Origin of the sequence: Streptomyces neyagawaensis, from assembly GCF_023516595.1 — a bacterium.
GTDB lineage: Bacteria > Actinomycetota > Actinomycetes > Streptomycetales > Streptomycetaceae > Streptomyces > Streptomyces neyagawaensis.
Genome location: NZ_JAMGBG010000027.1, coordinates 75,906 through 97,438, shown reverse-complemented (window position 1 = coordinate 97,438; position 21,533 = coordinate 75,906). Strand labels below are relative to the sequence as shown.

General features: G+C 72.0%; 22 protein-coding genes. 9 read left to right on the top strand and 13 right to left on the bottom strand.

The window, feature by feature from the left end; all coding sequences use genetic code 11:
• Positions 1 to 7: 7 nt before the first annotated feature.
• The 3 genes from M8J73_RS14295 to M8J73_RS14285 form a co-directional block, all read right to left on the bottom strand.
• Positions 8 to 1,966, bottom strand: a complete 1,959-nt coding sequence (locus tag M8J73_RS14295; protein WP_055543079.1) for an ABC transporter ATP-binding protein — start codon at positions 1,964 to 1,966, stop codon at positions 8 to 10.
• Positions 1,967 to 2,736: 770 nt separating this feature from the next.
• Positions 2,737 to 3,201 (bottom strand): hypothetical protein, encoded by a 465-nt coding sequence (locus tag M8J73_RS14290; protein ID WP_055540387.1) that lies wholly within the window; start codon positions 3,199 to 3,201, stop codon positions 2,737 to 2,739.
• Entirely contained in the window at positions 3,192 to 3,908 is a 717-nt protein-coding gene (locus M8J73_RS14285; RefSeq protein WP_283946611.1) for an ATP-binding protein, read from the bottom strand. The genes M8J73_RS14290 and M8J73_RS14285 overlap by 10 nt, the downstream gene beginning before the upstream one ends.
• Positions 3,909 to 4,152: 244 nt before the next feature.
• On the opposite strand from M8J73_RS14285, the gene M8J73_RS14280 reads away from it, so the two are divergent.
• The 3 genes from M8J73_RS14280 to M8J73_RS14270 all read left to right on the top strand — a co-directional run bounded on the left by M8J73_RS14280 (position 4,153) and on the right by M8J73_RS14270 (position 6,213).
• Entirely contained in the window at positions 4,153 to 5,013 is an 861-nt protein-coding gene (locus M8J73_RS14280) for a Sco1979 family transcriptional regulator (RefSeq protein ID WP_055540386.1), read from the top strand.
• Positions 5,014 to 5,041: 28 nt separating this feature from the next.
• On the top strand, positions 5,042 to 5,320 hold the full coding sequence (locus M8J73_RS14275; RefSeq protein ID WP_055540389.1) for a DUF397 domain-containing protein: 279 nt from the start codon (positions 5,042 to 5,044) through the stop codon (positions 5,318 to 5,320).
• A gap of 89 nt (positions 5,321 to 5,409) precedes the next feature.
• Positions 5,410 to 6,213: an SAM-dependent methyltransferase gene (locus tag M8J73_RS14270; RefSeq protein WP_055540388.1), complete on the top strand. Its 804-nt coding sequence runs from the start codon at positions 5,410 to 5,412 to the stop codon at positions 6,211 to 6,213.
• A 150-nt stretch (positions 6,214 to 6,363) separates the two neighbouring features.
• On the opposite strand, the gene M8J73_RS14265 is transcribed toward M8J73_RS14270, so the two are convergent.
• Both M8J73_RS14265 and pdxR read right to left on the bottom strand, forming a co-directional pair.
• On the bottom strand, positions 6,364 to 7,113 hold the full coding sequence (locus M8J73_RS14265) for a protein-tyrosine phosphatase family protein (RefSeq protein ID WP_240501722.1): 750 nt from the start codon (positions 7,111 to 7,113) through the stop codon (positions 6,364 to 6,366).
• A gap of 291 nt (positions 7,114 to 7,404) precedes the next feature.
• Positions 7,405 to 8,844 carry a MocR-like pyridoxine biosynthesis transcription factor PdxR gene (gene pdxR, locus M8J73_RS14260; protein ID WP_055542495.1) on the bottom strand — a complete coding sequence of 480 codons (1,440 nt, stop codon included), beginning with the start codon at positions 8,842 to 8,844 and terminating at the stop codon, positions 7,405 to 7,407.
• A 47-nt stretch (positions 8,845 to 8,891) separates the two neighbouring features.
• Between pdxR and M8J73_RS14255 the strand changes: the two genes are divergently transcribed.
• Positions 8,892 to 9,434 (top strand): carboxymuconolactone decarboxylase family protein, encoded by a 543-nt coding sequence (locus tag M8J73_RS14255; RefSeq protein WP_372503943.1) that lies wholly within the window; start codon positions 8,892 to 8,894, stop codon positions 9,432 to 9,434.
• A 91-nt stretch (positions 9,435 to 9,525) separates the two neighbouring features.
• Here M8J73_RS14255 and M8J73_RS14250 read toward each other — a convergent pair whose 3' ends face one another.
• The 3 genes from M8J73_RS14250 to M8J73_RS14240 all read right to left on the bottom strand — a co-directional run bounded on the left by M8J73_RS14250 (position 9,526) and on the right by M8J73_RS14240 (position 12,549).
• The gene (locus M8J73_RS14250; protein ID WP_249828677.1) at positions 9,526 to 11,013 is read right to left on the bottom strand and encodes a glutamate synthase subunit beta; all 1,488 of its coding nucleotides are present in this window, start codon (positions 11,011 to 11,013) and stop codon (positions 9,526 to 9,528) included.
• Between the two features lie 226 nt (positions 11,014 to 11,239).
• Positions 11,240 to 11,719, bottom strand: coding sequence for an anthrone oxygenase family protein (locus M8J73_RS14245; protein ID WP_055542966.1), 480 nt, complete (start codon positions 11,717 to 11,719; stop codon positions 11,240 to 11,242).
• Between the two features lie 146 nt (positions 11,720 to 11,865).
• Positions 11,866 to 12,549, bottom strand: a complete 684-nt coding sequence (locus tag M8J73_RS14240; protein ID WP_055542967.1) for a DUF2293 domain-containing protein — start codon at positions 12,547 to 12,549, stop codon at positions 11,866 to 11,868.
• Positions 12,550 to 12,641: 92 nt separating this feature from the next.
• On the opposite strand from M8J73_RS14240, the gene M8J73_RS14235 reads away from it, so the two are divergent.
• Positions 12,642 to 13,283, top strand: a complete 642-nt coding sequence (locus M8J73_RS14235; protein WP_206188069.1) for a nucleoside/nucleotide kinase family protein — start codon at positions 12,642 to 12,644, stop codon at positions 13,281 to 13,283.
• Positions 13,284 to 13,507: 224 nt separating this feature from the next.
• The gene (locus tag M8J73_RS14230; protein WP_055542968.1) at positions 13,508 to 13,936 is read left to right on the top strand and encodes a CBS domain-containing protein; all 429 of its coding nucleotides are present in this window, start codon (positions 13,508 to 13,510) and stop codon (positions 13,934 to 13,936) included.
• A gap of 142 nt (positions 13,937 to 14,078) precedes the next feature.
• Here M8J73_RS14230 and M8J73_RS14225 read toward each other — a convergent pair whose 3' ends face one another.
• Positions 14,079 to 15,206 carry a magnesium and cobalt transport protein CorA gene (locus tag M8J73_RS14225; RefSeq protein WP_055542969.1) on the bottom strand — a complete coding sequence of 376 codons (1,128 nt, stop codon included), beginning with the start codon at positions 15,204 to 15,206 and terminating at the stop codon, positions 14,079 to 14,081.
• A 262-nt stretch (positions 15,207 to 15,468) separates the two neighbouring features.
• Between M8J73_RS14225 and M8J73_RS14220 the strand changes: the two genes are divergently transcribed.
• Complete coding sequence (locus M8J73_RS14220; protein ID WP_055542970.1) at positions 15,469 to 16,266, top strand: methyltransferase domain-containing protein; 798 nt, start codon at positions 15,469 to 15,471, stop codon at positions 16,264 to 16,266.
• A gap of 76 nt (positions 16,267 to 16,342) precedes the next feature.
• On the opposite strand, the gene M8J73_RS14215 is transcribed toward M8J73_RS14220, so the two are convergent.
• Positions 16,343 to 17,284, bottom strand: coding sequence for a carbohydrate kinase family protein (locus M8J73_RS14215; protein ID WP_249828676.1), 942 nt, complete (start codon positions 17,282 to 17,284; stop codon positions 16,343 to 16,345).
• A 37-nt stretch (positions 17,285 to 17,321) separates the two neighbouring features.
• On the bottom strand, positions 17,322 to 18,260 hold the full coding sequence (locus M8J73_RS14210) for a pseudouridine-5'-phosphate glycosidase (RefSeq protein ID WP_206187852.1): 939 nt from the start codon (positions 18,258 to 18,260) through the stop codon (positions 17,322 to 17,324).
• A 66-nt stretch (positions 18,261 to 18,326) separates the two neighbouring features.
• Between M8J73_RS14210 and M8J73_RS14205 the strand changes: the two genes are divergently transcribed.
• Positions 18,327 to 18,755 carry a VOC family protein gene (locus M8J73_RS14205; RefSeq protein ID WP_055539088.1) on the top strand — a complete coding sequence of 143 codons (429 nt, stop codon included), beginning with the start codon at positions 18,327 to 18,329 and terminating at the stop codon, positions 18,753 to 18,755.
• Between the two features lie 27 nt (positions 18,756 to 18,782).
• Here the strand turns inward: M8J73_RS14205 and M8J73_RS14200 are convergent, their stop codons facing one another.
• Positions 18,783 to 19,337, bottom strand: a complete 555-nt coding sequence (locus M8J73_RS14200) for a methylated-DNA--[protein]-cysteine S-methyltransferase (protein ID WP_055539087.1) — start codon at positions 19,335 to 19,337, stop codon at positions 18,783 to 18,785.
• A gap of 126 nt (positions 19,338 to 19,463) precedes the next feature.
• Positions 19,464 to 20,336 carry a glycerophosphodiester phosphodiesterase gene (locus M8J73_RS14195; protein ID WP_055539086.1) on the bottom strand — a complete coding sequence of 291 codons (873 nt, stop codon included), beginning with the start codon at positions 20,334 to 20,336 and terminating at the stop codon, positions 19,464 to 19,466.
• Positions 20,337 to 20,618: 282 nt separating this feature from the next.
• On the opposite strand from M8J73_RS14195, the gene M8J73_RS14190 reads away from it, so the two are divergent.
• Positions 20,619 to 21,509, top strand: coding sequence for an MHYT domain-containing protein (locus M8J73_RS14190; protein WP_055539085.1), 891 nt, complete (start codon positions 20,619 to 20,621; stop codon positions 21,507 to 21,509).
• Positions 21,510 to 21,533 lie beyond the last annotated feature (24 nt).

Here is a 21,533-nt window from a genome sequence, read left to right as displayed (position 1 = left end):
GCCTGCGTCACCCCGCCTTCGGAGCGGGCACCTTTGCCGTCGGGACCTCGACCGCGAACTGCTCCGCCTGGAGGGCGTACAGCTCCGCGTACACCCCGCCCCTGGCCAGCAGCTCCTGAGGGGTGCCGGACTCCACGAGTCGGCCTTGGTCGAGGACGTGCACCAGGTCGGCGTGGCGCACCGAAGCCAGCCGGTGCGTGATGAGGACGACGGTCTGCCCGGTTCCGGCCAGGGCGCGGATCTTCTCGAAGACCTCCAGCTCGGCCCGCGCGTCCAGGGCGGCGGTCGGTTCGTCCACGATGAGGATGCGCCCGCGCCGGTACGCGGCCCGCGCGATCCCCAGGCGCTGCCACTGGCCGCCCGACAGCTCGTGCCCGCCGCTGAACCCGCGCGCCAGCAGGGTGTCGAGGCCGCGGGGGAGGTCCCCCACCACGTCCTGCGCCCCCGCCTCGGCGACCGACGCGGCGAGCCGTTCCTCGGTGAGCGGTGCGGAGGGACGGCCGATCGCCATGTTGACGCGGGCGGTGAACGGCCATCGCTTGAAGTCCTGCGCGACCATGGCGATGCGCTCGGCGAGCTGGTGCCGGTCGGCGGCCGCCGCGTCCACACCGTCCCACAGGATCTTGCCCCGGTCCGGGGTGTACAGCCCGGCCAGCAGCTTGACCAGCGTCGTCTTGCCCGAGCCGTTCTCGCCGACGAGCGCCACGATCTTGCCGAGCGGCACGGTCAGCGTCACGTCGTCGAGCGCGGGCCGGGTGGACTTCCCGGGATAGGTGAACGTCACGTTCTCCACGCGGATCTCGTGCGGGTCCTCGGGCAGCGGGTCGCCCCCCACCGGGATCGCGCGCTTGGCGGCCTCGACGTACAGGCGTTCCATGTCGCCGACGAAGAGGGCTTCCTCGTGCAGGGAGTTCACCTCAAGGACGAGCGTGTCGAGGCTGGCGGAACCGGTGCGGATCGCGATGACCGCCGTACCGGCCACGGACAGCGCCATCATCCCGCCGAGCAGCAGACCGCCCAGCGTCGCGTACGTCGCCACGGTGGCCAGCCCGGTCCACACGGCCGCGTAGAGCCCCGTGCGGGCCGCCAGCCGGGCCAGGCGCGCCTGCTCGGCCTCCGCGGTCTCCGACATGGAACGGAAGTGACGCAGCAGGAACGGGCCCACGCCGTGCACCCGGATCTCCGGGGCGGCCTCCGGCTCGATCAGCAGGGAGCCGATCAGATAGCCCGCGCGCGCGTGCTGCACCCAGGCGTGGAACGACGCGTAGCGGCGGCGGGCGATCGTCAGGGCGCTCCACGCGCTCGGCAGTGTCATCGTCACGAGCAGCGGCAGCAGGGCGGGATGCAGCACGGTCAGCACACCGGCCGCGGCGATCAGGGAGATCAGCGCGTTCACCACGCGCGCGGAGTAGCTGATCATGCGGCGGGCCGACTGGGCGCCGTACTTGGCGGTGTCCAGCAGTTTGTGGAAGCCGTCGTCCTCGATGGCCGACAGCTCCACGGCCGCCGCCCGCTCCAGGTACAGCTCCGTCGCGACCCGCTCCACCTTGGGTTCCAGACGGCCCGTGGCATACGTCGAGGCGGCCCGCAGCAGGGTGGCCACGAGGGTCACGGCGGCGATGGTGATCAGAGCGGGAGCGGCTCCCCGTAACCGCTCCTCGACCGTGCCGTCCGCCATCAGCCGGGCGAGGATCGTGTTCACCGCGAGGAGGCTCACCGCCTGGGCGAGGCCGCGGCCGGTCTCGGCGGCCAGCACGGTACGGGCGGCGCGTCGGTCCGCGCGCCAGGCCAGGCGGAAACTCGACGCCAGCAGCGACGGCAGCCGGCGCACCATCCCGCGGAAGTTCAGCTCCAGGAACGCGTCCGCGTGCTGCGACCAGCCCATGTCGTAGCGCAGCGGCCCCCCGAACAGCAGCTGCTCCGACTCCGACGTCTCCGGCTTCACCCTGTCCCGCGCCTTCCGCACCCGCGCCCTCCCCGGAGTCGTCGCCGACGGCCACTATGACCCCCAGCCCCGCCCCGAACCAGGGCGCACGGGAGCACCTCCCTGTCCCTCCGGAGCACGCAGGGCGCTCAAAGCCAGAAGAACGCGCGCCGCCAGAAACTCGGAAACTACGGCTCGGGAGGGGCCCCGGGTGAACCATGAGAGGCCCCGGCGGGCCATGAGAGGGCACTCGCGCCGGAACGCGAGATGACTCGCCGGAACACGAGAGGGCTCGGCGGGCCGTGAGAGGCCTCGGCGGCCGGTGAGAGGGGACGCGCAGCGGAACGCAAGAGGACTGGCCGGAGCGCGAGACTGCTTGGCGGGCCGTGATTCGGGCTCGGCGGGCCGCGAGAGGACGCTGCGGGCTGTGAGAAAGGAATTGCAGCGGAACGCGAGAGGGCTCGCTGGAACGCGAGACTGCTTGGCGGGCCGTGATTCGGGCTCGGCGGGCCACGAGAGGACCCGACGGACCGCAAGAGGGCTCGGCGGGCCACGAGAACCCGGCGGTACGCGAGGGGGTTCGGCGGACCGCGAGAGGAGTGGGCGGGCTGTGAGGGATTCGGCGGCTCGGCGGGAAGGGCCTGGCGACCCCGAGGAGGGCCGAAGGCCCTCCAGGGGCGCGGGGAACTGCGCGACCAGCCCCACCCCACCCGCACCCGCCCACGAGCCGACACACCCCACCCGGAAGGCGCACTCGGCGCACAACAGGCGCAGCCGCGGGCAAAAGGCGAACCCCCGCAGCCTCTAATCCCTCAAGCCGTCATGGTCCGCGACCACGCCGGCGTAGTCCCCGTCACCCGGCACACCGCCAGGTACAGAGGTATCGGCGGTGTATAGGGAATCGTCCCCTCCGGCCGGTGGATCAGCGCGGCCGAACCGTCGGAGACCAACGCTCCGGTGGTGTACCGCGCCGGCTCCGGCCACTCCAGCGCATAGTCGGAGTCGGCCGGAACGAGCCACCACCAGTGCTCCCGGTCGGCGTAGACGCAGCCGACGCGGGGCAGCCGGGGCAGTACCAACGGGCCGATGTCCGCCGGGACGGCGACGGCGTCGCAGCCCATGGGTGTGGTCATGCCCTCGGGCAACGGGATGGGGCGGGGCGTCGCGACGGGCCGCTGGGCGCGGCGCAGGCGGGTCAGGGTGTCGAGGCTCACCACGCGGGCCACTCTGCCCCCACCGGCGGCACCGGTGGGGCCGATCGACGCGCTCACACCCATTCGGCCCCCGTCCTGCCCCGTTCGGCCCCCGTCCTGCCCCGTTCGGGCATCGCACTGCCCCGATCGGGCATTGAACGGTCCTCGATCCGCGGCTCCCCGCGGTGGCCGGCGTCCGCCTCGCCGCCGCGGTCGTCGTTCGGCGGCTTCTTCGCGCCCCAGCCCAGGTCGGAGCGGGCCGCGGTGGCCGCGTCCAGCACGCCACGGGGGACATCGGCCCAGACCAGCAGGCCCAGGCCGGCGGGCTGGGCGCCCCAGGAACGGCAGAGGGACTCTATGAGCAGCAGTCCCCGGCCGTGTTCCTCCTCGGGCCGCTGCGGCGAGGGATGCGGCTCGCCGGGAGCGCAGCCCTCGTCGCGTACCGCTATCCGCACCAGGTCGTCGCCGTCCTGCAGCTCGCAGACGATCTGGGCGCTCGCGGTGTGCACGATCGCGTTGGTCACCAGCTCGGACACGACCAGGGCCGCCGTGTCGCAGGTGTCCTCGCACAGGGCCCAGCCGGTGAGCTGGGTACGTGTCACGCGCCGGGCCTGTGCCACGGCACCCGGGTGCGCGGCCAGCTCGAAGCGAAACCGGCGGTCGGCGGTGGTATCGGGGCGCGCCCCGGCGGCCGGACCAGGACCGAGGCGGTCACCGGCGGCGTCTGTTCCTAACGGCGCAGGGGGCGGAATCACGCTTGCCACTATCGCCGCGCCATGAACACTTGGCAAGTGTCACTCTGAAAATTGCAGAGTGCCGTATGACTCTCTGAACGGTCATGGCACACTGCACGCAACAGCACGTGTAGCGGCGCCAGTTGGAAATCCCTCGCACAACGCTCACATGTACGCACAGTGTCCGTATGTATGCGGAAACGGATGTGAGCTGCGGACTTCCGTATGGCGCCGCCGGGCTGTGGGGACCAGGTGTACGGGGTTCGTGTCGGGCTTTTTCACGGTCGGATGGAGTTGCGAGATGAGCGAGCCGCGGTCCGCGCCGACGGTCGGCCAGGTGGTGCTCGGCCGGCGTCTGCTGGATCTGCGTGAGCGCGCGGGCATCCGGCGGGAGGACGCCGCGCGCATCCTGCATGTCGCGCCGGCCACGGTCCGCCGTATGGAGACCGCCGAGGTCGCCCTCAAGATCCCCTACCTCCAGCTCCTGCTGAAGGCGTACGGCGTCGGCGACGAGGAGGCGGAGACCTTCGTCCGCCTCGCGGAGGAGGCCAACAAGCCCGGCTGGTGGCAGCGGTTCCATGACATCCTGCCGAACTGGTTCTCCATGTACGTCAGCCTGGAGGGCGCGGCCGGCCTCATCCGCAGCTACGACCCGCACTTCATCCCCGGCCTGCTGCAGACCGAGGGCTACGCGCGCGCGGTGATGGTCTCGGGCGCCATCGGCCAGACCAGGCCCGACGACATCGAACGACATGTGGCCCTGCGCATGCAGCGGCAGGAGCTGCTCACTCGTAAGGACGCCCCGCGGCTCTGGTTCGTCATGGACGAGACCGCACTGCGCCGCCCCGTCGGCGGACCCGACGTCATGCGCGCCCAACTCGACCGACTGCTGGAGGTCACGGAGCTGCCCCATGTGACGGTGCAGGTCACCACCTTCGACACAGGACCCCATCCCGGCACGTACGGGCCGTTCGTCCTGTTCCGTTTCACCATGCCGGAACTCCCGGACATGGTCTACAGCGAGTACCTGACCGGCGCCGTCTACCTGGACGACCGCTCCGAGGTGGCGACCCACCTCGAGGTCATGGACCGCATGGCGGCGCAGGCCGCCACGGCACAACGCACTAAGGAGATCCTCCGGGATCTCCGCAAGGAGCTCTGAAGACACCGAAATGGATCGCATCAAGGAAATGGATCGCATCAAGCCGCAGTCGCGCACGCACTCGCAGTCGCACATCCGCGTCTACAACGGAATGCCCGCCCGGGAGCTGGGCAGCGAAGGCTGGCACAAGCCCTGGAGCGGCGGCAACGGCGGCAACTGCCTGGAGGCGATGAAGCTCGCCGACGGCCGTATCGCCGTCCGGCAGTCCACCGACCCCGACGGGCCGGCCCTCATCTACACGCCCGACGAGATGAACGCCTTCATCGAGGGGGCCAAGGCGGGGGTGGCCGACTTCCTGCTCTCCTGACTTGTTGCGTACTCCCTGTTGTTCAGCCGATCCCCCTATGTTGGCCCTGAATTGATCATTGACTGCTGCGGAACCTTATGGAGTTCGTCATGAGCGGGCGGCCCCCCGTCGAGATCGACACGAGTAGACCCCACCCCGCGCGGATGTACGACTGGTACCTCGGAGGCAAGGACAACTACCCGGTGGACGAGGCGATGGGCCGGCAGATGCTGGCCCTCGACCCTCGCGTGCCGGTGATGGCACGCGTCAACCGCGCCTTCATGCACCGGTCCACCCGGTGGCTGGCCCGGAACGGGGTACGGCAGTTCCTCGACATCGGCACCGGGATCCCCACGGAGCCGAACCTCCACCAGATCGCCCAGGAGGTCGCCCCCGACGCGAGCGTCGTCTACTGCGACAACGACCCCATCGTGCTGGCGCACGCGGCGGCGCTGCTGCGCGGTACCCCGGAGGGGCGGACCGAGTACCTCCAGGCCGATGTGCGGGACCCGGACGCCGTCATGGAGGGCGCCAGGAAGGTGCTGGACTTCGGCCGGCCCGTCGCGCTCTCCCTGATCGCGCTGCTGCACTTCGTCTCCGACGAGGACGGCGCGCACGACCTGGTCCGGCGGCTGACGGCCGAGCTGCCCTCCGGCAGCTACCTGGTCGTCACGCACGCGACCGGCGACTTCACCCCGGAGGAGTCGAAGGCGGCCACGGAGAAGCTCAAGGCCGCGGGCGTCACCCTGGCCCTGCGCTCCCGAGAGGAGTTCACCCGCTTCTTCGACGGCTTCGACCTGGTCGACCCCGGCGTCGAGGTCCCGCACCAGTGGCACCCCGAGCTGGGCGAGCCGGTACCCGGCCAGGACGACGGAGTCATTCCCGGGTACGGGGCGGTGGCACGCAAGGTCTGAGACGGGCGCGCGGCCTGAGACGGGCGCGCAGGCATGCGTAACGCGGGTCATGTGCAAGGGGCGGTCGCTCACTGCGACCGCCCCTTGCACATGACCCCATGACCCCATGGCCCTGCGGGCAGGGCCGCAGCTGCGGGGGCCAGCGGGGGCTTACAGGTACGACCAGATACGGCGCGGCGCGTCCACGAGTCGGCTGAGGGTGACCACCGACAGCGGCGGCTTCTCGGTCGCCCGCTCCCGCTCCAGGTTCAGCCCGTAGTAGATCTGCTCGATCGACGGCGGCCCGACCGAGAGGTTGCGCCAGACCGCGCCCTTGGCGCCCTCCTGCCCGGTCTTGACGAGGTACGCCGCCGCCATCGTCCCCGTACGGCCGACGCCGGCGCCGCAGTGCACGAACACCGGCCGGGAGCTCCGGGACACGGTGTCGAGCAGCCGCTGCACCTGCTCCGGGCTCGGCGTCTGCCCGTCCCGCACCGGCAGGCGTACGACGTCCAGCCCCGCCTCGCGCGGCTCGGCGAGCTGTGCCGCGGACAGGTTCTCGGCCCGCAGGTCGACGACCGTGGCGAAGCCGAGGTCGGAGAGCGCCCGGTAGCCGGCGGGGGAGGGGGCCGCCCCTCGCCACAGCTTGCCGGCCTTGCCGACGGGCTGGAAGTTGTGGATGCCCTGCACGGCACGGGTACCGGCGGGCGGCGCGGTCGACTCGCGCGCGACGTACGACATGGCCAGGATCCCGAGCGTGCCGGCGGCCCACAGGACGAAGTAGCCGAGCAGGACGCCGACGACGATGTGCGCGGGGAGGAGGAGGCGGATCGAGCACCGAGTCGACCCGGCCCGCCAGGGACGACTCCTCCGTGTCCTCCTGCGGCGAGGACGACCGGACGACGAGAGGACGCGTACCACGCCGGGACAGCTCCACCCACGCCTGCGCGACGGCGACGGAGGCGATGCTGTCCTCGGCGTGGGAGGCACCGATGTCCTCGTGGGCGGGCCGGGGGTCGTGGTGGGCCGACGGCCCCGCTGACACCTCGAAGCCGGGCGGGAGCACGAAGCCGGGCAGCACCGGAAGCCCCGCGCGGGCCGCTCGTGCGAGAGGGGCCGCTTCGGAGCCGGTGAGCGGGCGCAGCGGGGCCGTCGGCTGGGTCAGGGAGACGAATGACAGGGGCTGGGCGCCGACGCGCGCGGCCGGAGCGTTCACCCCGGCGGCAGCACCTCGCACAGCGCCTCCACCGCCGCCGCGTACGCGTGCTCCGGGGGCGTCGCGTACCCCACGACCAGGCCGTCCGGCGCGTCCCTGCCGACCGCCCGCGGGTGCCGGAACTCGGCCAGCCCGTCGAGCGCGATGCCCTGCCAGGTCGCCGCCCGCACCGCGGACCGCTCGGTGCCCGGCGGCAGCCGCAGCACCGCGTGCAGCCCGGCCGCGATCCCGGTGACCTCGATGTGCGGCGCCTGCGCGGCGAGGGCGGCCACCAGCCGGTCCCGCCGCGCCCGGTACCGCTGCCGCATGCGCCGCACATGACGGTCGTACGACCCCGAGACGATGAAGTCCGCCAGCGCCAGCTGGTCCGGCACGCTCGCCCACGCCTCCCGCTCGCCCTTCGCCTCCAGTGCGGCGTCGACGTACCGCCCCGGCAGCACCATCCAGCCCAGCCGCAGCGCCGGCGACAGGCTCTTGCTGACCGAACCGATGTGCACGACCCGCTCGGGATCCAGCCCCTGTACGGCGCCGACGGGCTTGCGGTCGTAGCGGAACTCCCCGTCGTAGTCGTCCTCCAGCACCAACCCGCCCCGGGCGCGTGCCCAGTCGACGACGGCGGCCCTGCGGGACGGATGCAGCGTCCCGCCGGTCGGGAACTGGTGCGCGGGCGTGAGCAGCACGGCCCGCTCCCGGTCCAGTCCGTCGACCCGCGCCCCGTCCTCGTCCAGCGGCAGCGGAATGGTCCGTACGGACGCCGCGGCCAGCAGTTCTCGGTGGAACCCGAGGCCGTACGACTCGACGGCCAGCGGGCCCCGCAGCACCCGCCCGTGACCCGCGCCGCTGACGTCACTGTGGAAGAGCAGCCGCAGGGCGTGCGCGAAGCCCGAACAGATCACGATGCGTGAGGGCTCGGTGCGCACCCCACGCGCGCGTGCCAGATACTCGGCGAGCGCCTCGCGCAGCTCGATACGGCCCGCCGGATCACCGGGCCCGAACGCGTCGTTGGGCGCCTGCGCCAGCGCCCTGCGGTACGACGCCCCCCAGGCCGCCCGCGGGAACGACGACGCGTCCGGCGTGCCCTGCCGCAGATCGTGCCGTGGCCCACGCGCGCGTGCCGACGCCTTCTTCGGGACGCGCGCGGACGCGTCCAGCGGCGCCGCCCGCTCCGCGACCCGGGTGCCCGAGCCCTGCCGCGCCGTCAGCCACCCCTCGGCGACGAGCTCCGCGTACGCGTCGGCGACCGTGTTCCGCGCGACCCCGAGATCCGCCGCGAGCGAGCGGTACGGCGGCAGCCGGGTGCCGGGCGCCAGCCGACCGCCGCGCACCGCGTCCCGCAGGGCCCGGATGAGGGCGGCGCGTCGGCCCCCGGCGGCTGACAGCTCCAGATGCAGATCGGCACCGATCCGCTCCGCGGAATTGACCCACGAATCCTCCATGGAAATGCACCCTACGGCAGGTCTTTCCGGCCCCTAGATTCATGGTCATGACGACGAACACGAGCATGAACACGAGCACGGACATGGTCACCGGCGCGGGCCTGAACGCGAGCACGAACGCGCCGGCGAGCACCGCGCCCCAGCCCCGCCGCGTCGACTTCGCCAAAGCGGCCCGGCCCGTCTTCCGTGCGCTCATCGGCCTCGACGCGGCGGCCCGCGAGGGCCTCGACCCCGCCCTCGTCGAACTGATCCAGATCCGCGCCTCCCACCTCAATCACTGCGCCTACTGCCTGCACATGCACACCAACGACGCCCGCAAGGCCGGCGAGAGCGAGGACCGCCTCCACATGGTCCCGGTGTGGCGCGAGGCCCGGCACTTCTTCACCCCACGCGAGCAGGCGGCCCTCGCCCTCACCGAAGCGGTCACCCTCGTCGCCGACCGAGGCGTACCCGACGACGTCTACGCCGAGGCCGCCGCCCATTTCGACGACACCGAACTGGCCCACGTCCTGTCCGTGATCCTCACCATCAACACGTGGAACCGGATCGCCCTGGCGACGGGAAAGGTGGCGGGCACGGACGGACGCTAGAGCCAGCCGGCACCGATCAATGCCGGGAGCCGGCGGGCACCGACCAATGCCTGGAGCCGGCGCCGGCGGTGGCCGCGCGGAGCCGCCCGCGTCACGCCGTCATCGGTCGGTCGTACGGGCCTATCGGCGTCGGCAGTCGCTCCATGCCGGTGAGCCGACGGTCCACCGCGGCGGCCACCGCCCGACCCTCGGCGATCGCCCAGACGATGAGGGACTGCCCCCGGGCGGCGTCCCCGGCCGCGTACACGCCGGGCACATTGGTCTCGAAGTCCGGCCCGCGGGCGATCGTGCCCCGCGGTTCGACCGCCAGCCCCAACTGGTCGATCAGCCCGTCATGGCGGTCGGGGCCGGAGAAGCCGAGGGCGAGCAGGACGAGGTCGGCGGGGAGGGTCCGCCCGGTGCCCGGCCGCGGCCGGCGCCGCTCGTCCACCTCGACCAGGTGCAGCGCGCGCACATGACCCGCCTCGTCCCCCGTGAAGCGGAGCGTGGACGCCGCGAACAGCCGCGCGTCCGCGTCCGCGGCCGGCGCGGTGCGCAGATCGCGCGCCTCTTCGTGCGCCGCCGAGAGCCGGTAGATCTTCGGATACGTCGGCCATGGCTCGACGTCCTCGTCCCGCTCCGCCTCCGGCAGCGGATAGATGTCCAGCTGGGTCACCGACGCGGCCCCCTCCCGCACCGCCGTCCCCAGACAGTCCGCCCCCGTGTCGCCGCCCCCGACGATCACCACATGCTTGCCCGCCGCCGACAGCGGCGAGACCTCCAGATCCCCCTCGCACACCCGGTCGGCCAACGGCAGATACTCCATCGCCTGATGGATCCCGGCCAACTCCCGCCCAGGAACGTCCAGTTCACGCCACGCCGTGGCACCTGTCGCGATCACCACGGCGTCGTACCGGGCCCGCAGCTCGGCGGCCCCGATGTCTTCGCCGACGCTCGTCGACGTTCGGAACTTCGTGCCCTCCGCCCGCATCTGTTCCAGCCGCCGGTCCAGATGCCGTTTCTCCATCTTGAACGCCGGGATCCCGTACCGCAGCAGACCCCCGACACGGTCCGCCCGTTCATACACGGCGACCGTGTGCCCCGCCCTGGTCAACTGCTGAGCGGCCGCCAGACCCGTGGGCCCGGAACCGATGACGGCCACCGTCTTCCCGGTCAGCCGGTCGGGCGGCCGGGGCGGAGTGAAACCGTCCTCCCAGGCGCGGTCGGCGATCGCCACCTCGACGTTCTTGATGGTCACCGCGGGCTGGTTGATCGCCAGCACGCAGCCCGCCTCGCAGGGGGCGGGGCACAACCGCCCCGTGAACTCGGGGAAGTTGTTCGTCGCGTGCAGCCGGTCGCCGGCCGCTCGCCAGTCCTCCCGCGAGACGAGGTCGTTCCACTCCGGGATGAGGTTCCCCAGCGGACACGCGTCGTGGCAGAACGGGATCCCGCAGTCCATGCAGCGGTCGGCCTGCTTGCTGATGATCGGCAGCAGCGCCCCCGGAACGTACACCTCGTTCCAGTCCCGCACCCGTTCCGGCACGGGCCGACGGGGCCACTCCTCGCGCGGGGTGGTCAGGAAACCCTTGGGATCGGCCATCGCCGTCTCCCTCACCTATCGCATGCGCGTACGGGCACGGCCGTACATCGGCGGACTCGGGGCGCTGGGAGGTCGTCCGTCTTCGGGCGGCACCCGTCTCCCGCCACGATACGACGCGCCCGGCGCGTACGCCTCAGGCGAGCGCCAACAGATACGCGTACGCCTCAGGCGAGCGCCAGCAGATACGCGTACGACTCAGGCGAGCGCCAGCAGATACGCGTACGACTCAGGCGAGCGCCAGCAGATAGCAGAGCGCCGCGCCGACCGAGGCGGCCGTCCTCACGTGGTTCCACATGGTCCACTCGCTCACATACCGCTGCCAGTAGGCGGCCGCCTCCCGCGTGCCCGGGTCCAGCGTGGCCAGGGTGTCGTTGCGCGGCACGTTCGCCACCATCGTCACGCCGAAGCAGCCGACCAGATACAGCGCGCTGCCCAGCAGCAACGCGACCGTGCCCTCGTCCGGCCACAGCACGAACGTCACCACCGCCAGGACCGCGCACAGCACCGCCGTCCCCACGAAGACGAGCATGAACGCCGGTGTCACGGCACTGATGTTGATCGCCTGCATCGCGGCGGCCCCCTGCGCCGGCGGCAACGACGACAGGCCCTTCATCACAAAGGTCGAGAACCCGCAGAACACGCCCGCCACGACCGCGGTACCGAGCAGCCCCAGCACCACCAACACGAAGTACGGCCCGTCGATCATGTGCGCTCCACCTCGTTCCCCCGAATCCGAAGAGCCTGCCCCGGCCCTCGCCGTCACCACAAGTGAACGCCCGCACGGACAGCGTCACCATGGCCGAGAAGCGCACCCCCATCAGCGAGCGTCCAAGGTGGGGCCGCACGGCACATTCACCCCGTACCCCGCCACTCCCGCAGCCTCGTCTCGACGGCTCCCGCGATGCGGCGCCGGGCCTCGTGGCGCGCGACCCCGTTCATCAGGAAGCGGTCGTACGGCGTGTCCACGTGCCGTACGGACGCGATGACCGCCGAGGTCACCGCCATCTCCGACAGGGCCCGCCCCGCCGCGCTGCGCCCGACGCGTCCGCTGCCGCGCACGGAGGCGTGGGCGGCGATCTCCCGCGCCCGCTCGGCCGGACACGCGGGGAACAGCCGCCGTATCTCCGCCGCGAACGCGTCCGTGAACCGCACGTCCTCCGCGGCCCGCCGCCGCGCGTCCCGTACCCGGCGGCGCCTTCGTGCCTCGGCGTCGGCCAGGCACCGTTCCTCCGCGCGGGCGAGCGCCGCCTCCTCGACCAGGACGCCCTGCCGCTCGTAGCGGCTCTTGCGTCGGTTGAACCGCACGACCACCGCCGACAGCGAACTCTCCTCCCTGGCCCGGCGGGTGAGCGCGGTGTCGCCGCGCGGCAGGAACACCAGATGCCCCAGGTCAGCGCAGTCGAGGCAGCGTGGCGCCCCGTTCTCCGGCGCGAGCAGCGCCACCGGCCCGCCCCGGCACTCGGCGCAGTGCTTCCTCCTGAGTGCCTGCACGACGACAAGTCCGGTACGGGGCGGGGGAGTAGCGAGCGCTGCCATACGCGGTTCATTCCCCCCGCCGACCGCATGGTCACGTGGCAGATGGGCCGGTACCGCGGCCGACTCGGGAGGGGCGTGCGGGGCGCGGCATCATGGAGCGTGTGCGATTGGAAGCGATCACCTGGGAGAGGCTCGGCGATCTCCTCGCCGACCGTCTCCTCGACCTGAAGCCGGACGACGGTTCCCCCTGGCCGCGCATCGCCTTCGACGGCGCCCCCGCCGCCCGCCCGGGCGACCTCGCCGCACGGGTGTCGGACGCGCTGCGCGTGCGCGGCCGGTCCTCGCTCGTCGTGGGAACCGAGGGCTTCCTCCGGCCGGCGTCGCTCCGCTTCGAGTACGGACACCAGGACGTGGAGGCGTACTACAACGGCTGGTTCGACACGGCTGCCTTGTGGCGTGAAGTCTTCGGTCCGCTCGAACCCGGCGGCACGGGTCGTGTCCTGCCCGACCTCTGGGACCCCGACACGGACCGCGCGACCCGCAGCCCCTACGTACAACTCCCCTCCGACGGCCTGCTGCTGCTGCACGGTCCCCTCCTTCTCAAGGACTGGTTCCCCTTCGACCTCACCGTCCACGTCCTCCTCTCCCCGGGCGCCCTGCACCGCCGCACCCCGCAGAGCGAGCACTGGACCCTGCCCGCCTTCCAGCGCTACGAGACCGAGACGGACCCGGCCGCCACGGCTGATGTTCTGGTCCGCGCCGACGACCCACGGCATCCGGCCTGGGGCGGCTGACGGCCGACCGTCAGCTCGACCCACCGCCCCACCTCTCTGCCGAGGCGGCACGGGAGGCCGGTCAAGCGGGGGGCGACTACCTCGGCGGCGTCTTCCTCCGGGTGCGACCGCCGTCGGGCGCGGTGAGAATGAGCAGCGCCGGGACCAGCGGTGCCGTCCGCGCCGCGTCGGGACCAGCGGCGCCTCCCGCGCCGCGCCGGCCGCCCGGCTTCAGGAGGTACCGCATGACCACCGCCGGAGACATCATGCACCGGGGCGCCCAGTGGATCCCCTCCCACGAGACCCTGGACCGCGCCGCCCAGCTGATGCGCCAGCTGAATGTGGGGGCGCTCCCCATCAGCGACGAGAACGAACGCCTCTGCGGCATCATCACCGACCGCGACATCGTCGTGGGCTGTGTCGCCATGGGACACGACCCGTCCCGCGTCACGGCGGGCGACCTGGCGAAGGGCACACCGCGCTGGATCGACGCCGACGCCGACATCAGCGAGGTGCTCGAAGAGATGAAGGAGCACCAGATCCGCCGGCTTCCGGTGATCCACAACAAGCGCCTCGTCGGCATGATCAGCGAGGCCGACATCGCCCGGCATCTCCCGGAGGACCAGATCGCCGACTGGGCCGAGAGCGTGTACGCCCGGACCGCCGCACGCTGACCCGGCCGAGCCCCGTCCGCCGCTCCTGTCCTCTCCTTGCCGCTGCCGCTGCCGCTGCCGCTGCCGCTGCCGCTGTCGGCGCCGGCGCCGGTGCCGGTGCCGCTGCCGCTGTCGGTGTCGGTGCCGGTGACGGGCGCCGAGCTCAGAGCCAGCCGTTGCGCTTGAAGCCCCGGTACAGGACGACGCAGGCCACGGCTATGACACCCAGGACCAGCGGGTAGCCGAATTTCCAGGTCAGCTCCGGCATGTACGTGAAGTTCATGCCGTACACCCCGCAGACCATGGTCGGCACGGCGATCAGCGCCGCCCACGCGGTGATCTTCCGCATGTCCTCGTTCTGCGCGACGCTGACCTGAGCCAGGTGCGCCTGGAGGATCGAGTTGAGCAGTTCGTCGAACGCGGCGATCTGCTCGGTCGCCCTCAGCAGGTGGTCGGAGACATCACGGAAGTAGGCCTGTATCTCCGGCTCCACCACCCGGATGGGCCGTGTGGTGAGCTCCAGCAGCGGCCGGGCGAGCGGGGCCACCGCGCGTTTCAGTTCGAGCAGTTCCCGCTTGAGCTGGTAGATCCGACCGGGGTCGACGCGCGCGCCGTTCGCCGCGAACACGTCTGTCTCCACCTGGTCGATGTCCGCCTGCACGGAGTCCGTGACCGTCAGATAGTCGTCCACGACATGGTCGGCGATCGCGTGCAGGACGGCGGCCGGGCCCTTGGCGAGCTGCTCCGGGTTCGCCTCCAGTTCCTCGCGCAGCGGGCCGAGCGAGCCGTGGCGGCCGTGGCGCACCGAGATCACGAAGTCGGGGCCGACGAAGACCATGATCTCGCCGGTGTTCACCACCTCGCTCGTCGCGGTCAGTTCCGTGTGCTCGACGTAGCAGACGGTCTTGAACACCGCGAACAGCGTGTCGCCGTACCGCTCCAGCTTCGGGCGCTGATGGGCCTCGACCGCGTCCTCGACCGCCAGCGGGTGCAGGTCGAAGAGCTCGGCGATGCCGGCGAACTCCCGCTCCGTCGGCTCGTGCAGCCCGAGCCAGACGAAGCCGTGGTCGGCCCTGCGCACCTGCCTGAGGGCCTCGACGACATCGCGGCCGCCGGGGGCGCGCGCCCCCTTGTGGTACGTCACGCAGTTCACCACGGAGGTGCCCAGGGGGGAGCGGGCCGGGTGGCTGAGGTCGACGCGGGCGCGACGCCGTGCCAGCCGTGCCACCTTGCGCAGGCCGCCGACCCTGTCGAGGCCGGTGACCTTCCGCAGATTCCCTGCCATGGACATCTGGATCTCCTTGCGTGGATCCCCTCGCACCGCACTTCGTGCCTTGTCGCGCCAGTGTGCCAGGCGTCTTTGAGCTGCGGGTAAGGCTGTGGGAACGGAACGCTCCACTTCGCTTGTGGTCTCTCCGGGCACCTCGGTGCGGGCGGTGCCGGGTGGTCCGGGGTGACGATCGGTACCGTCTCGGCCCGCCGCCGGGGCGGTCCTGGGGGACTGTTGGAGCGTCGCGAAGAGTGATAAGTCGGGTAAATGGGATGATCTCGGCATGATGCGAACCGACGGACATCTCCTCGACCACCGGCAGGGCGAGACGGGGCAGCGCTCCGACGCCTTCGCCACCCTCTTCGACCGCACGACGTTCCGGCACATGGAGGGCTTCGGCCTCGGATCCGGCTGGCGCTGCTGGGAGGTCGGCGCGAGCGGGGCCTCGGTCGTCTCCTGGCTGGCCAAGAGGGTCGGGCCCACCGGGAAGGTCATCGCCACCGGCATCGACCTCTCCTGGGCGGTCCCCTCGGTCACCCGCCCACCGGTCGAGGTCCTCGTCCACCACGTGGGCGTCGACCAGCCGCCGGGCGACGGATTCGACCTCGTCCACGCCCGCCTGGCCCTGGTCCACGCCCCGGACCGAGAGCGGGCCGTGGTGTCGATGATCAAGGCCCTGCGACCCGGCGGACGCCTGCTGATCGAGGACGCCGACCCCGCGCTCCAGCCCCTGGCGTGCCTTGAGGAGACCGGCCCCGACCAGCAGTTGGCCAACCGGCTGCGGCAGGCCATCCGCGCTCTCCTCGACGAGCGCGGGGTGGACCCGGCGCACGGCCGCAGGCTCCCGCGTCTGCTGCGCGGGGCCGGGCTGCGCGGTGTGGAGGCCGATGTGTACTTCCCCATCGCCTCGCCCGCCTGCGCCGCTCTGGAGACCTCCACGATCCAACGGCTCCGTACGGCCCTCGTCACCGCCGGTCTCACCACGGACGAGGAGATCGACCGCCATCTGGCCAACCTGTCCTCCGGCACGATGGACATCGCCGCCACACCGCTCGTCTCGGCGTGGGGGAGGAAGCCGTAGGCGTGGCGCGCGAGAGCCACCACGGGGCCGACGTCACGCGGAACGGGTACGGGGCTGCGACGCGCCCCGCACCCTCTCAGTCCACCGGTGGCCGCCCGCCCACCTTCCCCACGGCCAGCGCGCCCGCGCGGCACCCCCGTGCCGCCGCGTCCTCCGGCTCCGCGCCCGCGAGCAGGGCGGCGAGGAACGTCCCGGTGAACGCGTCGCCCGCGCCGGTCGTGTCCCGGGGCACGGCGGGGGCCGCCGGAACCCGCGCCCGCACGCCGCCCCCCTGGGCGATCAGGGCGCCCTCGGCCCCCTGCTTGGCCACCACCAGCGGGAAGAGGCGGCTCAATTTGGCCGCCGCGTCGGCCGGATCGGGCAGCCCGGTGAGCAGACACGCCTCGTCCCTGCTGGGCAGCAGCACATCCACTCCCTCGACGAGTGCGAGGAAACGGTCCACGCCCAGCTCCGTCAGGAACCCCGCCGAGGCCGGATCCACACTCACCGGCGCCCCACGCGCGCGTGCCGCCGCGAGGGCCACCGAAACCAGCGCCCGGCTCGGCTCCGAGAAGAACAGGTAGCCCGACAGATGCAGCCGGACCACCCCGTCGAGCAGATCCGACGACCAGTCGTCCGGGTCCAGCCGCAGTGAGGCACCGCTGTCCGTGAGGAACGTGCGTTCGGCGGCGGCGCCCGTGTCCACCAGGCAGATCACCGTGCCCGTCGCGGCCTCCGGGTCGACGACGAGGTGGGGGCGTACCCCCGAGGCGCGCAACTCCTGCTCGTGCCACCCCGCCGCGTCCGTGCCCACGCGTCCGAGCAGCCGCACGTCCGCACAGCCCTGATGGGCCGCCCAGCAGGCCACATTGGCGCCCGCGCCGCCGGGCAGCGTACGGATCGCGGACGCCGTGTCGGTGCCCGGCGCGAGCGGCCCGTGATGCCGGGCGACCACATCGGTGACGACGTCGCCCACGACGAGCAGTGCCCCACCCGTCTTCTCGTCGGCGCCCGTCCCGTCGGTGCCCGGCGGGTTCATCGCACCGCCGGCCCCCTGCCCGCCCCGCCCGGCCATGTCACGCCCCGGCCCAGGCCGCCGCGATCCGCGCGGCGAGCCGTACGTTCCCCCGGACCGCCGCCAGGTTGGCACTCAAGGAGGCGCCGTCCGTGTGCCGTACGAGATGGCTCAGCAGGAACGGTGTGACCGCCTGCCCCGTGATCCCCTCCTCCTCGGCCGCCCGCAGTGCCTGGGCGAGCACACGCGCGTGGAGATCGGGGTCGAGCTGCTCCTCCTCGGGCACCGGGTTGGCGACGATCAGCGCCGACTCCGGCCCGTCGAGCGCGTCCTGGGCCCGCATGACCTCGGCGACCTCGCCGGGCGACCGGAGCGTCCACTCCACGGGGTGCCCCGAGTCGGAGAGATAGAAGCCGGGGAAGCGGTCCGTGCCGTACCCGGCGACCGCGACACCCAGCGTCTCCAGGCGCTGCAGCGTCGCCGGCACATCCAGGATCGACTTCACGCCCGCGCACACCACCGTGATCCGAGTGCGCGCCAGCAGCCCCAGGTCGGCCGACTCGTCCTGCGTCGTCGTCCACTCCCGGTGCACCCCGCCGAGACCGCCCGTCGCGAACACCCGTACGCCCGCCAGGGACGCCAGCTGGGCGGTCGCCGACACCGTCGTGGCGCCGCTCACCCCGGAGGCCACCGCGAGTGGCAGGTCCCGGTGGCCGAGCTTGCGGATGCCGTCCTCGTTCGCGACCCGCTCCAACTGGTCCTTGTCGAGGCCGATGTGCGGCCGCCCGTCGAGCACGGCGATGGTCGCCGGTACGGCGCCCTCCTGCCGTACGACGTCCTCCAGCTCCCGGGCCACCTGCAGATTGCGCGGCCGGGGCAGGCCGTGCGCGATGATCGTGGACTCGAGCGCCACCACGGGTTGACGCGCGTCAACCGCGTCCCGCACCTCTTCCGACACCACCAGCACGCGCTTGCCTCCTGTCAGTCGTTCCTCCCTCATCACTGGCGGCCGATGCGCCCGGCCAAACCCTTGCGACCTGTGGTGAGGGACACCAGCCTGGGGAGCATGACGGACACCACGACACGTCTCGACCACGTCGTCCTCTGGGTGCGGGAACCTGTCGCCGCGGCCGACTTCTACGAGACGGCCGTGGGTCTGGCACCCGTACGCCTCGCCGAGTACTCCGAGGGAACGGTTGCCTTTCCCTCCGTACGCGTCAACGACGAGACCATCCTCGACCTCATGCCGCTCAGCTCGGCGGAGCGCATGAGGATGCTGCCCGGCGCCGCCGACAGCGCCGGCCACCCCGTCAACCATGTGTGCCTGGCCCTGCCCGGTGACCGCTTCGAGGAACTGCGGTCCCGGCTGCGGGAACGGGCGGTCCCGGTCTCCGACCTGTCGTACGACTCCTTCGGCGCCCGAGGCGCGGCCCGACGCAGCTTCTACTTCCGGGACCCGGACGGCAACATCGTCGAGGTCCGCCACTACGAGTAGCGCGGACGACCGCACACAGGGTGCGGCTCAGAACAGCGGCTCGGGCAGCACTCCTTCCAGCGCCAGCAGCTTCCGCTTGGTCTCCAGCCCGCCGCCGAACCCGCCGATGCCGCCGTCGCTCTCCACCACCCGATGGCACGGCACCACCACCGGCAGCGGATTCGCCCCCATCGCCATGCCCACCGCCTGGGCCGCGCCCGGCTGCCCGACCCGGCGGGCCAGGTCGCCGTAGCCCACGACCGAGCCGAACGGGACACCGACCGCCAGCTCCCGCAGCACCTGGCGGTTGAAACCGGAGACCAGCGACCAGTCCAGGGGCAGCTCGAACACCTGCCGGTCACCCGCGAAGTACGCGTCGACCTGGCGTATCGCCTCGGCCAGCTGCGGGGCACCGGGCGCCTCGACGGGCTGGGTGCCGAGCCGGGACGCGAGGCGGTCGAGCGCCTTGTCGCGGACCGAGTCCGTGGCGCGGAACACGACGTTCACCAGGCCGTCGTCCGTCGCGGCCAGCAGCAGCGGGCCGATGTCCGTGCCCACGACGGCCCACACGACCTGATGCTCGTACTGCCCGTGGCTGTTCATGCGACCACCGTACGGCCCGCCACTGACAACGCTCGCGGCGTGCGCCGCGCCGGCCGCGGCCCCGACCGGCGCCGGGCCACCGGACGCACGCCCCGTGTGAAGGTCACCCCTACCGGTCGCGAGCGGTCAGTCCCGTGTGGCCTCCTCGACCACGTCCGGCTTGTTCGTGATGATGCCGTCCACGCCGTACTGGGCGACCTTGCGCGCGTTCTCCGCGTCGTTCACGGTCCAGGTGAGCATCTGCAAAGGCTTGCCGTGCGGACCCTCGAAGGCGTGGATCGTGGCGACGTAGAAGGGCGAGATCGTCGTGTAGGAGGAGTTGATCTGGTCGGCGAAGGACGCGTACTCGGGCAGGTCCGCGATGTCCGGGGTGCCGAGGAAGCCGGTCTTCACGCCGGGGCTCAGCTCGTGCACCCGCCGCACCGTGTCCGCGCTGAAGCTCTGCACCACCAGCCGGTCCCGGAGGTGCAGAGGCGTCAGCCAGCCCTCGTTGGCCAGCACCTTCAGGGTCTGCTGTTCGATGCCCGGGTAGAGCTGGGGATTCTTGATCTCCAGGACGAGCTTCTGATGATTGCGGGACAGTCGCCTCACGTACTGCTCCAAGGTCGGCACGCGCGCGCCCGCGTAGCGCGTGTCGAACCAGCTGCCCGCGTCCAGACGGGCGATCTCGGCGACGGTGAAGTCGCGGACGTTCCACGGCGCGCGGTCCGGAAAGACCTGCTCGACATCGGTCGTGCGGGCCAGCGTCGCGTCATGGACGACGACGAGCGCGCCGTCCTTGGTGCGCTGGACGTCGTTCTCGACCCAGCTGAAGCCCATCTCGTCGGCCTTGTCGACGGCGGCCAAGGTGTTCTCGGGCGCATAGGCGGAAGCCCCGCGATGCGCCACGACCATCAGATTGTCAGTGTGCGAGGCCGCCTCGGCGGCCGAAGTGGGGAGCAGGAGGCCGACGGCCCCCATGAACGCGGCGGCCGCGGCGGCAACTGCGCGCACATGCATGCGTACTCCTCGCGTCGATTCGGTCACGGTCAGCTCAAGCGTGACAGCAGCGAGTCAACGGGAGAGGGGGTGCAGGATGGCCATGAATTGAATGGAGTTGCCCAAGTCCGCACACGGGCGCCGCACAAGTGGGGCAAGGCCGTGTTTCTTTGCCGGAAAGTCGTTCGACCATTCCGGTGGGGGTCATACTCTCTGCGACAACCCTGACCGTTGTGGCGGACCCGGGGGCGGGGGCAGTACAGGGAATCCAGGGACGCGACAGGGCGGGAAAGGCAGCCGCGGATGCAGGGCACCGTCGACGGCTTCAGCTACGGACTCGTCACACCGGTGGCGGCCTACCTCATGGCCTGCCTGGGTGGCGCGCTCGGCCTGCGCTGCACCACGAGATCGATGCTGGTCGACGGCCGCCTGCGGATCGGCTGGCTGGCGCTGGGCTCGGCCGCCATCGGCTCCGGCATATGGACCATGCACTTCGTCGCCATGATGGGGTTCAAGGTCCTGCGGACCCCGGTCCACTACGACCCGCTGATGACGTTCGCGAGCCTCGCCGTCGCGATCGTCATGGTCGGCATCGGCATCTTCATGGTCGGCTCCAAAGGAGCGACCGGGGCCGCGCTCTTCACCGGCGGCACGATCACCGGCCTCGGCATCGCCTCCATGCACTACCTCGGCATGGCCGGAATGCGCCTCAACGGCACACTCGAGTACAACACCGTCACCGTCTCCGTCTCCGTCGTCATCGCCGTGGTGGCCGCGATCGCCGCCCTGTGGGCGGCCGGACAGGTCCGCGGCTTCCTGTGGAGCGTCGGCGCGAGCCTGGTCATGGGCGTCGCGGTCAGCGGCATGCACTACACGGGCATGGCCGCCCTCAGCGTCCATCTGCACGGCGCGGCCGACGCCGCCCCGGCCGACGGCTCGTCGTCCGCGGTCCTCCTCGCCCCGCTGATGATCGGCCCGCTGGTCTTCCTGCTCCTGGCGGGCGTCGTGGTGATGTTCGACCCCTTCATGATCATGGGAAAGTTCCACGGCAGCCCCGCCGAACGGCGGCCCGGAGTCCCCACCCACGCCTGCGCGCACACCGACCGGCGACCGCTCGCCGACGCGGGCCGCCCCCTGCTCCGCGCCGAGCACGAAGATCGCGCACCCCGCTCCCGCACCCCGCAGAACCGCTGACCCGACCCCGTTGTCAGTGCGGGG

Bases quoted from the DNA above. Each gene is read 5' to 3' on its own strand.
- M8J73_RS14290 (WP_055540387.1), bottom strand. From the start codon at position 3,201: ATGGGTGTGAGCGCGTCGATCGGCCCCACCGGTGCCGCCGGTGGGGGC.
- M8J73_RS14280 (WP_055540386.1), top strand. From the start codon at position 4,153: ATGAGCGAGCCGCGGTCCGCGCCGACGGTCGGCCAGGTGGTGCTCGGC.
- M8J73_RS14275 (WP_055540389.1), top strand. From the start codon at position 5,042: ATGGATCGCATCAAGCCGCAGTCGCGCACGCACTCGCAGTCGCACATC.
- M8J73_RS14270 (WP_055540388.1), top strand. From the start codon at position 5,410: ATGAGCGGGCGGCCCCCCGTCGAGATCGACACGAGTAGACCCCACCCC.
- pdxR (WP_055542495.1), bottom strand. From the start codon at position 8,844: ATGGAGGATTCGTGGGTCAATTCCGCGGAGCGGATCGGTGCCGATCTG.
- M8J73_RS14255 (WP_372503943.1), top strand. From the start codon at position 8,892: ATGACGACGAACACGAGCATGAACACGAGCACGGACATGGTCACCGGC.
- M8J73_RS14250 (WP_249828677.1), bottom strand. From the start codon at position 11,013: ATGGCCGATCCCAAGGGTTTCCTGACCACCCCGCGCGAGGAGTGGCCC.
- M8J73_RS14245 (WP_055542966.1), bottom strand. From the start codon at position 11,719: ATGATCGACGGGCCGTACTTCGTGTTGGTGGTGCTGGGGCTGCTCGGT.
- M8J73_RS14240 (WP_055542967.1), bottom strand. From the start codon at position 12,549: ATGGCAGCGCTCGCTACTCCCCCGCCCCGTACCGGACTTGTCGTCGTG.
- M8J73_RS14235 (WP_206188069.1), top strand. From the start codon at position 12,642: ATGGAGCGTGTGCGATTGGAAGCGATCACCTGGGAGAGGCTCGGCGAT.
- M8J73_RS14230 (WP_055542968.1), top strand. From the start codon at position 13,508: ATGACCACCGCCGGAGACATCATGCACCGGGGCGCCCAGTGGATCCCC.
- M8J73_RS14225 (WP_055542969.1), bottom strand. From the start codon at position 15,206: ATGTCCATGGCAGGGAATCTGCGGAAGGTCACCGGCCTCGACAGGGTC.
- M8J73_RS14220 (WP_055542970.1), top strand. From the start codon at position 15,469: ATGATGCGAACCGACGGACATCTCCTCGACCACCGGCAGGGCGAGACG.
- M8J73_RS14215 (WP_249828676.1), bottom strand. From the start codon at position 17,284: ATGAACCCGCCGGGCACCGACGGGACGGGCGCCGACGAGAAGACGGGT.
- M8J73_RS14210 (WP_206187852.1), bottom strand. From the start codon at position 18,260: ATGAGGGAGGAACGACTGACAGGAGGCAAGCGCGTGCTGGTGGTGTCG.
- M8J73_RS14205 (WP_055539088.1), top strand. From the start codon at position 18,327: ATGACGGACACCACGACACGTCTCGACCACGTCGTCCTCTGGGTGCGG.
- M8J73_RS14200 (WP_055539087.1), bottom strand. From the start codon at position 19,337: ATGAACAGCCACGGGCAGTACGAGCATCAGGTCGTGTGGGCCGTCGTG.
- M8J73_RS14195 (WP_055539086.1), bottom strand. From the start codon at position 20,336: ATGCATGTGCGCGCAGTTGCCGCCGCGGCCGCCGCGTTCATGGGGGCC.
- M8J73_RS14190 (WP_055539085.1), top strand. From the start codon at position 20,619: ATGCAGGGCACCGTCGACGGCTTCAGCTACGGACTCGTCACACCGGTG.